Origin of the sequence: Streptomyces sp. NPDC048018 (genome assembly GCF_043202995.1) — a bacterium.
In the GTDB taxonomy this organism is placed as follows: Bacteria; Actinomycetota; Actinomycetes; order Streptomycetales; family Streptomycetaceae; genus Streptomyces.
The window spans coordinates 46,817-60,165 of sequence record NZ_JBIDBK010000013.1; the positions used below are offsets into that span (position 1 = coordinate 46,817).

Annotated in this window: 12 protein-coding genes; 8 read left to right on the forward strand and 4 right to left on the reverse strand. The window is 74.0% G+C overall.

Going from position 1 to position 13,349, the window contains the following annotated elements:
- Nucleotides 1-116: 116 nt before the first annotated feature.
- Complete coding sequence (locus ACGF1Z_RS32990; protein WP_393009863.1) at nt 117-1,397, reverse strand: NAD(P)/FAD-dependent oxidoreductase; 1,281 nt, start codon at nt 1,395-1,397, stop codon at nt 117-119.
- Between the two features lie 188 nt (nt 1,398-1,585).
- Between ACGF1Z_RS32990 and ACGF1Z_RS32995 the strand changes: the two genes are divergently transcribed.
- Nucleotides 1,586-1,951, forward strand: a complete 366-nt coding sequence (locus ACGF1Z_RS32995) for a hypothetical protein (RefSeq protein ID WP_393009865.1) — start codon at nt 1,586-1,588, stop codon at nt 1,949-1,951.
- Between the two features lie 88 nt (nt 1,952-2,039).
- Nucleotides 2,040-2,708: a DNA alkylation repair protein gene (locus ACGF1Z_RS33000; protein WP_393009867.1), complete on the forward strand. Its 669-nt coding sequence runs from the start codon at nt 2,040-2,042 to the stop codon at nt 2,706-2,708.
- Nucleotides 2,709-2,793: 85 nt separating this feature from the next.
- On the opposite strand, the gene ACGF1Z_RS33005 is transcribed toward ACGF1Z_RS33000, so the two are convergent.
- Both ACGF1Z_RS33005 and ACGF1Z_RS33010 read right to left on the reverse strand, forming a co-directional pair.
- On the reverse strand, nt 2,794-4,158 hold the full coding sequence (locus ACGF1Z_RS33005; RefSeq protein WP_393009869.1) for an alkaline phosphatase: 1,365 nt from the start codon (nt 4,156-4,158) through the stop codon (nt 2,794-2,796).
- Nucleotides 4,159-4,534: 376 nt separating this feature from the next.
- The gene (locus ACGF1Z_RS33010) at nt 4,535-5,041 is read right to left on the reverse strand and encodes a MarR family winged helix-turn-helix transcriptional regulator (RefSeq protein WP_393009871.1); all 507 of its coding nucleotides are present in this window, start codon (nt 5,039-5,041) and stop codon (nt 4,535-4,537) included.
- Nucleotides 5,042-5,156: 115 nt separating this feature from the next.
- Here ACGF1Z_RS33010 and ACGF1Z_RS33015 point away from each other — a divergent pair, with 115 nt between their 5' ends.
- From ACGF1Z_RS33015 to helR, 3 genes are all read left to right on the forward strand, one after another.
- Nucleotides 5,157-6,398, forward strand: a complete 1,242-nt coding sequence (locus ACGF1Z_RS33015; protein WP_393009873.1) for an MFS transporter — start codon at nt 5,157-5,159, stop codon at nt 6,396-6,398.
- A gap of 131 nt (nt 6,399-6,529) precedes the next feature.
- Nucleotides 6,530-7,042 carry a cupin domain-containing protein gene (locus ACGF1Z_RS33020; RefSeq protein WP_393009875.1) on the forward strand — a complete coding sequence of 171 codons (513 nt, stop codon included), beginning with the start codon at nt 6,530-6,532 and terminating at the stop codon, nt 7,040-7,042.
- Between the two features lie 228 nt (nt 7,043-7,270).
- Complete coding sequence (helR, locus tag ACGF1Z_RS33025; RefSeq protein ID WP_393009877.1) at nt 7,271-9,451, forward strand: RNA polymerase recycling motor ATPase HelR; 2,181 nt, start codon at nt 7,271-7,273, stop codon at nt 9,449-9,451.
- Nucleotides 9,452-9,583: 132 nt separating this feature from the next.
- Here the strand turns inward: helR and ACGF1Z_RS33030 are convergent, their stop codons facing one another.
- Nucleotides 9,584-11,188 carry an adenosine deaminase gene (locus tag ACGF1Z_RS33030; protein ID WP_393009991.1) on the reverse strand — a complete coding sequence of 535 codons (1,605 nt, stop codon included), beginning with the start codon at nt 11,186-11,188 and terminating at the stop codon, nt 9,584-9,586.
- Nucleotides 11,189-11,956: 768 nt separating this feature from the next.
- Between ACGF1Z_RS33030 and ACGF1Z_RS33035 the strand changes: the two genes are divergently transcribed.
- Genes ACGF1Z_RS33035 through ACGF1Z_RS33045 form a run of 3 tightly spaced genes read left to right on the forward strand, consistent with a single transcriptional unit; the run spans nt 11,957 to nt 13,334 of the window.
- Nucleotides 11,957-12,373 (forward strand): STAS domain-containing protein, encoded by a 417-nt coding sequence (locus ACGF1Z_RS33035; RefSeq protein ID WP_393009879.1) that lies wholly within the window; start codon nt 11,957-11,959, stop codon nt 12,371-12,373.
- Nucleotides 12,374-12,408: 35 nt separating this feature from the next.
- Entirely contained in the window at nt 12,409-12,804 is a 396-nt protein-coding gene (locus ACGF1Z_RS33040) for an STAS domain-containing protein (RefSeq protein WP_393009881.1), read from the forward strand.
- Nucleotides 12,801-13,334: an ATP-binding protein gene (locus tag ACGF1Z_RS33045; protein WP_393009883.1), complete on the forward strand. Its 534-nt coding sequence runs from the start codon at nt 12,801-12,803 to the stop codon at nt 13,332-13,334. The genes ACGF1Z_RS33040 and ACGF1Z_RS33045 overlap by 4 nt, the downstream gene beginning before the upstream one ends.
- Nucleotides 13,335-13,349 lie beyond the last annotated feature (15 nt).

A 13,349-nucleotide genomic window follows, 5' to 3' on the forward strand; every position in this document is an offset into this window, starting at 1 on the left:
CGAGGCGGGGGACGAGGCGTGCCCCGGGCCCGCCCGCCCCGCGCACGCGGCGAGGCCGGCCCGCACACACCCACGCCGCCCATGCCCGCCCCCGCAAGGCCCCCACCCCCGCCGCGTCAGCCGCCGCTCACGCCCCCGCCGGCGGCCGCCCTTCTGCGATGCCTGAGGTTGACGAGCGACGCCCTGGCCAGGGCGCCGGGGCGGAGGAAGCCGAGCGGACCGGTGAGCCGGGACGCGAACATGTACATGTGCCGCGCCATCGCGTCGTCGCGGGCCGCCGCCGAGAACATCAGCCGCTGTACGGGGTTGAACGGCACGGCCGCCTTGGCGAAGTCGGCGGACAGGAGCTGGTGCCCCCGGAGCCGGCGCCGGTGCGTGCGGGCGTACTCCGCGAGCGACGCGTCGAGGTCGCCCTGCCCGGTCACGGCCGGGGCGACGGCCTCGGCCAGCCACTGCGCGGACTGCAGCGCCCAGCCGCAGCCCACGCCCCACAGGGGGTCGCCGGTCAGGGCGGCGTCGCCGATCAGCGCGAGGCCGGGTGCGGTCGGCTCACGGGTGATCAGCGGGTAGTCGACCGTGCCGATGATCTTCGAGACGCGCTCGGCGGAATCGATGGGCGGCGCCTCGGGGAGGGCCCGGACGAGGTCGAGGAAACTGCCCTCCAGATCCTCCCGGAAGGCCGGCAGCCGTTCCTTGCCCGGCAGCACCGCGACGACCGTCACACCGTCGTCGTTCGGGAACGCGTACGCCATGTCGGGCTCGAGGAACCAGGCATGGCTGATTCCGTCAGGCAGCGGGAGGTCACGGTAGTGCGCGAGGTAGCCGAACCGCGCGTTGTCGTGCACCCGGGTGCGCACCCCGGCGAACTTCGCGACGGCCGAGTCCTTGCCGTCGGCGCCCACGACCAGCCGGGCCCGTATCTCCCGCTCCCCCTCGCGCGTCGACACGCGCACGCCCGCGGTCCGCCCGCCTTCGCGCACCAGCCCGGCCACCTGGTGGCCGAGGAGCAGGTCGACGCCGGGCGTCTCCGCCGCCCGGGACCTGATCAGCGGATCGAGGGTGCTGCGCCGCACGTTGTACGCGTACGGCAGTTCGGGGCCGCCCGGCACGGGCCGCGGCTCGATCCACCCCCAACGGGTCCACCAGCGCGCCTTGTTGGGAACGGCGCCCGCCTTCTCCAGGGCGGGCACGAGCCCGAGTTCGTCGAGGACCGGGTAGGCGCAGGCCTGGAGGGAGTGGGAGCACAGCACCTTGTACGCCGCCGGGTCCGAGCGCCGCTCCAGCAGGGCGACGCGGGCCCCGCGTCGCGCGAGCAGGATCGCCGCGGCGCCGCCGGCCAGGGCGCCGCCGCTGATGACGACGTCGTATCCGTCTTCCGCGCTCTCGGACTCGGTCATGTGTCGGTCCCCCTTCGGTTGTGGTGCGCTTCGTGGGACTGGTGCAGTGTGGCAGCGCCCCACTGCTGTCAGGGGCATGACCTTTTGTCAAGCATCGGGGATCAGGTCCGGCCGTCGCCGCCACGGGTACGGGACCGGTCGGCGTGCCTAGACTTCTCGCACAGCGTTCTCGGGGGAAGGGAAGACACGTGAACTGGATCTGGGTGATCCTCATCCTGTTCTGGACGGGCGGCTTCGCCTGGGCGGCCGACAACGTACGCACCGCGCTGCGGCATCGCCACGAACGTAAAATGGAGGTCCTGGAGGCGGCCAGGCAGGAGCGCCTCGCGCTGGAGGCGGCGAACCGGGCGCCGGAGCCGGTCTGCGGCTGCACCCACCACCTGGCCAAGCACGACAGGAAGGGCCGCTGCCACGAGCGCGTCGAGGTGCCGGTCGCGTGGGACGAGCAGAAGAAGCCGCTGCGGTACGAGCCGGGCGAGTGCAACTGCCAGCAGTACGTCGGCCCACAGCCGCTGTCCCAGGTCTACGCGGAGGACCTCACCGACCTGGCCTGAGCCCGCCCAGGCACCGGCGGGTGCGGCGGCGTCCGGATGCGTCCGTCGTAGGCCGGCCGAAGACGCACGTGACGGACAGGAGACCGAGGTGGCCGGGACCGAGGTGGCCGGGGTGCTGGCCGAGCTGGCCGCGCTGGAGGATCCGAAGGCGCGTGCGGTGAACGAGAGGCACGGCGACGACCACGGGGTGAACCTCGGCAGGCTGCGCGCGCTCGCGAAGCGGCTGAAGACGCAGCAGGACCTCGCGCGCGAGCTGTGGGAGACGGGCGACGGCGCGGCGCGCCTGCTCGCGATGCTGATCTGTCGCCCGAGGGCCTTCGGGCGCGAGGAGCTGGACCGCATGGTCCGCGAGGCCCGTACCCCCAAGCTGCACGACTGGCTCGTGAACTACGTCGTGAAGAAGAGCCCGCACGCCGAGGAGCTGCGGGCGGCCTGGTCCGCCGACCCGGATCCCGTGGTCGCGAGCGCGGGCTGGGCGCTGACCTCCGAACGGGTGGTGAAGCGGCCCGCGGGGCTCGACCTCGCGGGGCTGCTCGATCTCATCGAGGCGGAGATGAAGGATGCCCCGGACCGGCTGCAGTGGGCGATGAACGAGTGTCTGGCCCGGATCGGCATCGAGCACGCCGAGCACCGGGCCCGCGCGATCGACATCGGTGAGCGCCTGGAGGTGCTCAAGGACCACCCGACGTCACCGGGGTGCACCTCGCCGTTCGCCCCGGTCTGGATCGACGAGATGGTGCGGCGGCGACGCGCCTGACCGCGTGGGCGGAGGGAAGCCCGGCGACCGGACTCCCCTCCCCCGGCCGGCGCGAGCTGCCCCGCCGTCCGCGTGTCGACCGTGGTCAGCGCAGGCGCAGCGCCTCGCTGATCGTCGTGAAGAGGTCGGTCTGATTGGTGACACCGAGCACGCGGTACGCCTGCGGGCCCTGCGCGGCGATGCGGACCTGCGTACCGGTGTGCTCCTGGGACTGGCCCGGGGTGTTGGTCGAGTAGTTGACCTTCAGCTGCTGGCCCTCGTCGGTGACCAGGGTGGCGGACAGGCCGGGCGGGGTGGCCTCCAGCGGGACGATCTGGCTGGTGTGGCCGTGGTCGGCGGTGGTGACGACGAGGGTGTCGGGGTGCTTGGCCGCGTAGTCACGGGCGAGCTTGACGGCCCGGTCGAAGGCGGCGGTCTCGCCGATCTGGCCGCACGGGTCGGCCGCGTGGTCCTGCTTGTCGATCGAGGCGCCCTCGATCTGGAGGAAGAAGCCCTGCTTGGAGTGCTTCTGCTTGGCCTCGAGCAGCTGGATCGCCTTGGCGGCGGAGTCCACCAGGCTCGGCGTGCCGGCCGGGCGGTTCGGGTTGGCGGTGACGCAGCGCTGCGGGTCGGTGCCGCCGACGGCGGCGGGCCTGCCGGTCCACTCGACCGGCACGTTGCCGGACGCGAAGAGGCCGAGCACCCGCTGACCGGGCTTCACGGTCCGCAGGCCGGCGTTGTCGGTGACGACCTGGTAGCCGAGCTTCTGCGCCTGCTCGGTGACGGTGAGGCCCTTGAACGCGCCGTCGGTGACCGTCTGGTCGAAGCGCTTCCTGCCGCCGCCGAACAGGACGTCGACCTTGTGGTTGACCGACTGCTCGGCGATGGAGCCGGGGCCGCCGGCCGCGAGGGTGTCGGTGGGGCACTTGGCCATGTCGGCCGGGCCCTGGCAGGACCGGTCGGTGGCGTGGGAGGCGAGCACGGCCGGGGTGGCGTCGGTCAGCTCGGCGGTGGTGACGCTGCCGGTGGCGTATCCCTTCTTCTGGGCGAGCTCCAGGAGGGTGGGGACGGCCTTGTCGGTGCCGGGCGTCTTGGAGATGCGGCCGTTGACGGTCTTCACGCCGGTGGCCCAGCCGCTGCCGCTGGCCGCGGAGTCGGTGACGTAGTCGGGCGTGCCGTCCTCGTGCACCGCGTACGTCGTGTACGAGCCGGTGAGCGGGAACCTGTCCATGTTCAGGCGCCCGTTGGCGCCGACCGTGTAGTCGCGGGCGAGGGTGATCTCCGAGTCGCCCATGCCGTCGCCGATGAGCAGGATGACGTTCTTCGCCTTGCCGCCCTTGATCGCCGCCTTCGCCTGGTGGGCGCTGTCGGACGCGCCGGCGCTCGACGGGACGGTCACGGCCGCGGCCGCGGCGGTCGCGGCGACCAGGGCGGTGGCGACGGCGAGATGACGGCGGGTGGGCTTGGGCATGGGTTCCACTCCTTGTTGCGACTGACGTGCCGGTACGACGACCGGCACCATCAGACGATCAGGCGGGGGCGAAGAGCAGGTGAACTGCGGGTCGCACAGGTGTTTCCCGAACACGTACAGCCATGTCCGCAAGGGCCGAGTCGGCGTCGCCGGTACGACGTTCCGTCAACCGCCAGCGGCCCGGACGCCCTTCGCACGGACCCCGGCCCCGGCCCCGGCCCCGGCGCGGACCCCGACCCCTGCCCCCGGGCGCGGACCCCGGCCCCGGCCCCGGCGCGGACCCCGGCCCCGGCCCCGGCGCGGCGCTCGGCCCGCCAGGCGGAGCCCGGGGCTTCGGCAGACCACGGTGCCGGCGATCCGGCGGTGACCGGCCCGCCTACTCGACGCCGGTGTCGCCGAAGGCCTCCAGGACCTTCCGCAGGCCGTCGGCGGTGTCCTTCACCGTCTCGCGGTCCACGTCCGCGAGGAGGCCCGCGTAGGCGGCCAGGTGGTCGGCGAAGGCGGCGCGGGTGACCTCGTGGCCGTGCTCGGTGAGGCGGATCTTGACGGTGCGGCGGTCGTCGCCGTCGCGGACCCGCTCGACCAGGCCTTTGGCCTCCATCCGGTCGATGCGGTTGGTGATCGCCCCCGAGGTGACCATGGACGCCTTCAGGAAGGCGCCCGCGGTGAGGGCGTAGGGCGGCCCCGAGCGCTGCAGGGTGGTGAGGACGTCGAACTCGCCGTGCTCCACGCCGTGCGCGGCCGCCGAGGCCTTGGCGGTCTTGTCGATCACCCGGGCGAGGCGCTGGATCCGCCCGAATAGCTCCACCGGCCAGAGGTCCTCCACCACGTCGGGGCGCTCCTTGGCCCACTGCCCGATGATCGCGTCCACGACATCACTCATCGCCGCACTCCTCTCCACATTCATAATCTCAACGTTGAGATACTTGACATTGAAGGACTGGTCCTGATTTTATCTCAACGTTGAGATTATCAAGACTGAGAAACGGGAGCACGCGATGTCCCTGCTCGACCGCACCGGACTCCACCGCCCCAGCCCGGGCGGCCCCCTCGCCGCCGGCTCCGCGCCGCGCCGGGTGCCCGCCCTGTGGCTGGCACTGCTGGCCACCCCGCTCGCCGCCGCCGCGAACGGCCCGGTCCTGATCCTCCCCGACATGGCCGCCTCGCTCGGCGTCCCCACCGCGACGGCCACCTGGCTCGTCACGGTCTTCGCCTGGGCCATGGGGGTCGGAACGCCCCTGATGGCCGGCCTGCTGCGACGGCGCGGTCTCGGCGGAGTGCTCCGGCCGAGCGCCGCCCTGATCGCGGTCGGCACCCTGGTCGTCGCCCTCGCCCCGTGGCTGCCGCTGGTCATGGCCGGGCGCGCGGCCCAGGCCGCCGGCGGCGCGGGCCTGGTGACCGCGGCGATGAGCCTGGCCGGCACGGTCCGCCGGATGGGCGTGATCACGGCGGGTTTCGGGACGCTCGGCGCCGTCGGCCCCCTGCTCGGCTCGGCGATCGCCGACGTGGCCTCCTGGCGGGTGTCCCTCGGCGTCGGAGCCGTCGCCCTCCTCGCCGTCCCGGTGGTCCTGCGCCGTGCCGACCCGTCCACCCCACCGCAGGACGGCCCCTTCGACGGACGCGGCGCCACCCTGCTGGTCCTGACGGCGACGGCGCTGGTGCTCGTCCCGCGCCACCCGCTCCCCGCGGTGGCCGCCGCCCTGGTGACGGCCGCGCTCCTCGCCCTGCACGTCAGGTCCCGCCCCATGGGCTTCGTCCCCGCCGCACTGCTGCGCAGCCGGACCTTCCTGCTGTCCACCACGCTCGCCTGCACCCTCGCGACCTCGTACTTCACCCTGCTCTTCACCGTCCCGCAGCTCCTGCGCGACCGCACCGACTGGTCGTCCGCCACGATCGGCACGGGCCAGATGACCGCCCTCCTCGTGGGCTCGGCGCTCTCCATGCTGCTCGCCGCCACCGCGGGCCGGCTGGGCCGCCCGCGGGTCCTCACGATCCTGCTCACGGTGGGAGCGCTCGCCCCGCTCACGGCCCTGCTGACCCCCTGGCCGGCCCTGCTGCTGCCGGTGGCGACGCTGGCCGTGCTCGCGACGAGCGCGGGTCAGGCCACGCTCGCGGTGTACGCCACCCGGTCCGCACCGCCCGCCCAGCGGGCCACGGCCATCGGCCTGTTCACCCTCGGCTACCAGCTCGGCGGTGCCTTCGGGCCGGCCATCGCGGCCCTGATCGCCCTGGGCGCCTGAACTCCGGCCCTCCTCCCCGTACGACGCCCCCGACCACCCCTCCCCTTCACCCACCCCCTGCTCACCTCGCACCACTGACCAGGCACGACACACCACACACCACACACCACACACCGCAAAGGATCACGATCATGAACAAGGCAGCCTCCTCCACCGCGAACACCGCCGCGTCCGCGCCCGCCCTCGTCCTGACCCGCCACTCCGAGGCCGAGACCTGCGCCGACCCCAGCAGCGTGATGACCCTGCTGGCCGACACCGACGGCTGCACGAGCTACCGCTCCACCTTCGCGAAGGGCGCGGCGGGCGCCCCGGCCCACTTCCACACCCGGGCGACGGAGCTGTTCTTCGTCATCAGCGGGGAACTGCAGGTGCTCGTCGGCGAGGAGGTCACCGTCCTCAAGGCGGGCGACTTCCTGGCCGTGCCGCCCCACACCCCGCACGCCTTCGCCGCGGCCCCGGGCTGCGAGGCGGACGTCCTGTTCGTCTTCACCCCCGGTATGGGAAGGTTCGACTACCTGCGCCTGCTCGGCAGCGTGATGCGCGGCGAGACGGACCCGAAGGAGATCGCCGCGTCCTCGGAGCGGTTCGACAACCACTACGTCGACAGCCCCGTCTGGCGCGCCGCTCTGGAGCGCACCGCCTGAGGACCGGCACCGGCGCTCGAAGGCCGCCGGGACCGCACGGCGACCGCTCTACGAGGACAAACCGCTCTACGAGGACAAAAAGAAAGGGCGCGGAGTGATCAGCACTCCTCGCCACTCTTAACTTATAGCGCATGGGGGGCCTTGCGGCAAGGCCCCCCTCGTGGCGCACAATCGCTGGCCCAGGCCTTCTGCTGCGGAAATCGGGAGATACACCCAGTGCGTGCACCCATGTCACCTGTCCACCCTCACACCAGTGCGTTCGACCTGCCCGACCGTCTCTCCGCCAAGGCCGACCCCAAGCTGATCGCCGCCGACGAGCAGCACTTCACCGCCGTCGCGGAGGCCCTGGAGCAGACGATCGCCGAACTGTCCGCACAGCTCGACGCCGCGCGCCTCGCCCCCGGCGGGGCCGGGCGGGAGGCCATGGAGCGGGACGCCGAGATCCACCGGCTGACGGCGCGGCTGCGGACCCTGCGCCGCTTCGGGCTCGACCTGTGCCTGGGACGCATCGTGGCCGCCGACGACGCCGAGCCGGTGTACATCGGCCGGCTCGGGCTGACCGACGGCACCGGGCGCCGGCTGCTGCTCGACTGGCGCTCGCCCGCCGCCGAGCCCTTCTTCGCGGCCACCCACGCCGCGCCGATGGGGCTGGCGAGCCGCCGCAGGTACCGCTGGTCCGACGGCCGTGTCGGCGACTACTGGGACGAGGTGTTCGACGTGGACGGGCTCGAGGGGCACGCCGCGCTCGACGACCAGTCCGCGTTCATCGCGAGCCTGGGCGGCAACCGCTCCTCGAAGATGCGGGACGTGCTCGCCACCATCCAGGCCGACCAGGACGCGATCATCCGGGCGGGGTCCCGCGGCGCGCTCGTCGTGGACGGCGGCCCGGGTACGGGCAAGACCGTGGTGGCCCTGCACCGCACGGCCCACCTGCTGTACTCCGACCCCCGGCTCGGGCACCGGCGCGGCGGCGTGCTGTTCGTCGGCCCGCACCAGCCGTACCTGAACTACGTCGCCGACGTGCTGCCGAGCCTCGGCGAGGAGGGCGTGCGGACCTGCACCGTCCGCGACCTGGTCCCCCAGGGGGCCGGGGTGGGCCCGGAGGCCGATCCCGCGGTGGCCCGGCTGAAGGCGACCTCGGAGATGGTGCGGTCGATCGAACTCGCCGTCCGGTTCTACGAGGAGCCGCCGACCGAGGCGCTGACCGTCTCGACCCAGTGGTCCGACGTCCGGCTGACCGCCGACGACTGGGCCGAGGCCTTCGAGGCGGCGGAGGGGACCCCGCACAACGAGGCCCGCGAGCTGATCTGGGAGGAGCTGGTCACCTTCCTGATGGACCGCCAGGCGGAGGAGGTCCCTGAGGACCTGTTCCGGCGGGCGCTGCGGCACGACAGGGAGCTCGTCGGCGCCCTCGACCGCGCCTGGCCGATGCTGGAGGCGACCGACCTCGTCGGCGACCTGTGGTCCGTGCCCGCCTACCTGCGGCTGTGCGCGCCCTGGCTCGGCGCCGACGAGGTCCGGCGGCTGCAGCGGGCGGACCCGCAGGCGTGGACGGTGTCCGACCTGCCGCTCCTGGACGCCGCGCGCCAGCGGCTCGGCGACCCGAAGGCGTCGCTGCGCAAGCGCCGGCAGGAGGCGGCCCTGGCCGCCCAGCGGGAGCGCATGGCGCGGGTGGTCGACAACCTGATCGCGGCCGACCACGACGGGGAGGGCCTCATGACGCAGCTGCGCCGCGCGGACTTCCAGCGCAACCTGGTCGACGAGTCCGAGCTGCCCGAGGCCGAGTACGACGCGCTGGCCGGACCGTTCGCGCACATCGTGGTCGACGAGGCGCAGGAACTGACCGACGCGGAGTGGCAGATGCTCCTGCTGCGCTGCCCGTCGCGCAGCTTCACGATCGTCGGCGACCGTGCGCAGGCCAGGCACGGGTTCACGGAGTCCTGGCGGGAGCGGCTGGAGCGGGTCGGCCTCGACCGTGTCGAGATGACGTCCCTGAGCATCAACTACCGCACGCCGGAAGAGGTGATGGCGGAGGCCGAGCCGGCGATCCGGGCGGCGCTGCCGGACGCCAACGTGCCGACCTCCGTGCGCGCCTCGGGACTTCCGGTCGTGCACGGTTCCGTCGCGGACCGGGACGCGATCCTGGAGAGCTGGCTCGCGGAGAACGCCGAGGGGGTGGCCTGCGTCATCGGCGACCCCACCTTCGAGGACGGGTACGCGGAGCGCTTCGGCGACGGTGCCGGGGAGACCCCGCGCGTCCGGTCGCTGACGCCGGAGCTGTCGAAGGGACTCGAGTTCGACCTCGTCGTCCTCGTCCACCCGGAACGGTTCGGTACGGGCGTCGTGGGGGCCGTCGACCGCTACGTGGCGATGACCCGGGCGACCAGTCGCCTCGTCGTCCTCACCTGAGGCCCGGACCCTCGGTTCCCTCTCCCCCGTACGCCGCGCCGGCGCCGCGCGTGCGGGCCGGGCGGGGCGGGAACGGGCCGACGGCGTCCGGCGGGAGACCGCCGGGCGCCGTCGGGGTGGAGCGAGGGACGGTCAGCCGGTCGTCCGGGGGGCCGGGAGCCGGCGCTCGAAGGCGGCGAAGGCGGCCTCCTGGCGCCACTCCGCCGTCGCCTTGGGGCTGGCGTCGAGGAGGCGGCGGCAGGCCGGGCCGGGGGCGGCCACGCCGGGCCGCTCGCCGCGGCAGGGGCCGGCCGTGCGGTAGCCGTCACGGGTCGGGTTGCCCTGCCACAGGCTCGCGCCCGGCAGGAAGGCGTACTCCAGGGACGCCCGGGCCAGGTCCTTCAGGTCGCGGTAGCCGAGGCCGTAGGTCTTGCTGGCGTACTGGTACTCGTGCGTGATGTCGATCCGGGAGACACCGGGGTCGTCGGTGGCGAGGACGACCGGGACGCCGAAGGCGCGGTAGGTCTCGAAGGGGTGGTCGGCGCCCTTGACGCCGAGGATCTGGGCGTTGCTGGTGAACGGCACCTCGACGGCGATCTCGCGGGCGCCCATCGTGGCGGCGGTCCGCTGCCAGGCGTCCTCGTGGCGCAGGTCGACGCCGTGGCCGATGCGCTGGGCGCCGGCGACGTTCACGGCCTCGGCGATGTGGAAGGCGAGGTCCTCGGGCTTGACGAGGCCGGGCCACAGCTCGCCGGCGTGCAGGGTGACGTGGGCCTTGGGGTAGACGCCGCGGAGGTACTGCAGCATCCGCATCTGGAGGCGGTAGTTGGCGAGGGAGGTGTCCCAGTCCTCGGGCTGGACGAGGTTGACCGCGACGAAACGCGGGTCCCGCTCGGCCAGCCGCATCCCGAGTGCCATCTGGGTGAAGACCCGCTCGTGGGAACTGCCGCGGGACACCTGGGAGATCCAGCGCACGGCGAGCTCGCAGCCGGGGCGGGCCTGCGCGGTGCCGCAGCGGGACTCGGTGCGGAACTCGGCGTCGCCGGCGTCGGCCTCCCTGACGGCCGCGTCGACGACCCGGTCGAGCTTGCCGCCGGTGACGAGCTTGTCGTGCAGACGCGCGAGGTCGGCGTCCCAGCCGACCTCGGCGGCGAGCTTCTTCGCCTCCTCCGAGGCCGGGGAGACCATGGTCTCCAGGTAGAACTGGTTCTGGGCGGCCACGCTGTCGGCGAACTCGGCGAGCAGCTTGCCGCGGTGACGCCAGGTCACCTCGCCGAACTTGCCGAAGGTGTCGAAGAAGTGGTCGTGGCCGTTGCCGTCCGGCGGGAAGTCCTCCATGGACCACTCGCGGATGATCGTGTCACGGAAGGCGCTGTCGGTGCGGGCGTCGGCCGCCGGGCGGGTGCCCGGGCCGCACGGCGGCACGACGGCCGTCGTCGTGGCGGTGTCGATGCACAGCCCGTCCTCGGCGGCGAGTTCGACGAGGTACTCGGTGCTCACCGCGCCGGAGAGGTGGTTGTGCAGCTCTCCGCCCTTCGGCAGGGCGCGGAAGAAGGCGTGGAGCGCCGCCGGGTCGTGACGGACCGCGGCCAGCCGCGCCGAGGCCAGGGCCTCGCCCGGCGTGAGGGGCGGCCGGTGCGCGGCGGCCCCGGCCGGCGCGGGCGGCGCCGCGGGGGCTGCCGACGGGGCGGCGACGGCCGCGGTCGGGAGCAGGCAGAGGGCGGCCAGCGCGGCGACCCCGGTCGCGGCGGGACGCAGGCGCGAGGCCTGCTTCGTGCCCTGGGCGCGCGAAGTGCGCGCGGCGGACTCCTGGTTGGCTTGGGATGAGATCACCTGCGCATGATCGCCACCGGAACAGACCGCGGGCGCTGTTTCGGGATTGTTCGATGCTCACACCACCCGCACGGGGGAATCCGCGCGTGCCGCGACCGCGCGAAGGTGCGGCCCTCCCTGCCTCCGGCCTCCGCGCCTGCCGCGGCCGGCCCGCCGGGCGCGCCCGCCCCTCCCGGCGCGCCGCCACGCCCTCCGCCCCCGGGCGCCGGAGGGACGGGACACCGCCGGATCGCGAGACCGGGGCGAACGGCCCACGACACCGCCCCCACGACACCGCCCCGCCACGGCCTCACCGCCCGCCCGTCCTCGGCGTACGAGCGGCTCGTCGAGCTCGTCCACGCGGCCACCCACCGCTGTGCCACCCCCGGCCACGGCGAGGAGACCATGCTCCATGCCGGTCCACGCCGCCACGGCGCCCAACGCCGTCCCGCGTACCCTGCCCGCTCTACCCCCGCGTCCCGCGGGCGCCCGGCCTGCGGGACGCCTGGACCGCCTCCGCCGCCGTCACCGCCATGCACGCGCCGCCGAGCCGGCCGTCCCTCCGCCGCCGGGCGCGGTCACCCCCGAGGAGGTCCTCGAGCGCGCCCCCGCCCGCGCGATCGGGCCCCCCGCGATCCCCTTCCCCGGGCCGTCCCCGTCGCGAGCGCGCATAAGCGGCCCGGAACGGGGCACCCGCCCCTCGGAGGTGGGGTCATGATCGCCGCGCAGTTCGTTCCCGGCCGGGGGTCCCCGGGTGGGGAGCGCGGTCCGTGTACGTACCGGGCGGCGGCGGGCACGGCGTGGGTCGTGCGGGAGCCGTCGCCGGATCCGGGGACCGTGCTGCTGTCGGCCACCGGGGAATTCGACGTCGACACCGTCGGCTGTCTGCGCCGGGCGCTCGCCGAGGCCCGGCGCGGGGGAAGCCGGCGGACCGTCCTCGACATCTCACAGGTCGGCTTCGGGGACGCCGCGTTCCTGCACGAGCTGGTGACCGCCCACTTCTCGGGCCACTCGTTCGTCCTCGCCGGGCCGATACCCCGGCAGCTGCGGCAACTGTTCGCGGCGACCGGGACGCTGCGCCTCTTCACCATCGCCAGGGATCGCGCCGTCCTGGGCCTCGCCCGACCATGATGGTGGCCGGTGGGATACGGAAGGAGGGCGCCCTCATGGGAGCTGCGGAGACAGCCGAGGACTTCGCGGGACGGCTCGATGTCGACATTCGGCCCGGGCAGCGGCCGGGGACCGTGGTCCTGGCGGTGACGGGAGAGCTGGACCACGACACGGCGGCCCCGCTCAGGGAGGCCCTGGAGGAGCAGGACGACGGCGAACGGGTCGTGGTCGACTGCTCCGGGCTGCGGTTCTGCGACTCGACGGGGCTCAACGTGCTCCTCAGGGCGCGCCTGCGGATGCTGGACGGCGGCGGCCGGCTGGACCTGGCCGGGCTGCGGCCACCGGTGGACCGCATGTTCGAGATCACCGGGGCGAGAACGGTTTTCCAGGTGTACGAGGACGCCGCCGCGGCGCTCGCGGACGGAGACGGCACGACGGCGAAAGGACCATGATGCGCGGCGATGCCGAGGCCGGTCGCGATCCTGCGGAGGGCCTCGCCGAGATCCGGGCCCAGGCTCGGGAACAACCCGCTGTCCAGGTCAGACGGCTGGTGATGCACCGGCCCGACGGGGCGGTGACCCGGTGCCGTGACTTCACGGCGGCGGCCCTCGCCGACTGGGGCTGGACCCCGGCGGAGACGCCGGAGGACCGGGAGCGGGCGGAAGACGTGCTGCTGCTGGTCTCGGAGGTCGTCACGAACGCGTGTCTGCACGCCGGCGGGCCCGAGGAACTGGTCCTGCGTCACTCCGACGGGCGACTCCGGGTGGAGGTCTCCGACGCGAGCCCGGAACATCCGCGCGCCCGCGCACCGCGTTCGCCCGCCATGCCCGGCGGGCACGGCCTGATGGTGCTCGACCGGCTGGCGGGCGCCTGGGGCTCGGCCGCGAAGGCCGACGGCGGCCCGGGCAAGGTGGTGTGGCTGGAGGTCGGCCGCCCCTCGCGCCCGCCGTGGGCGCGGCCGCCCGGCTCCGATCCGGACTGACGACCCCCCGGAGGC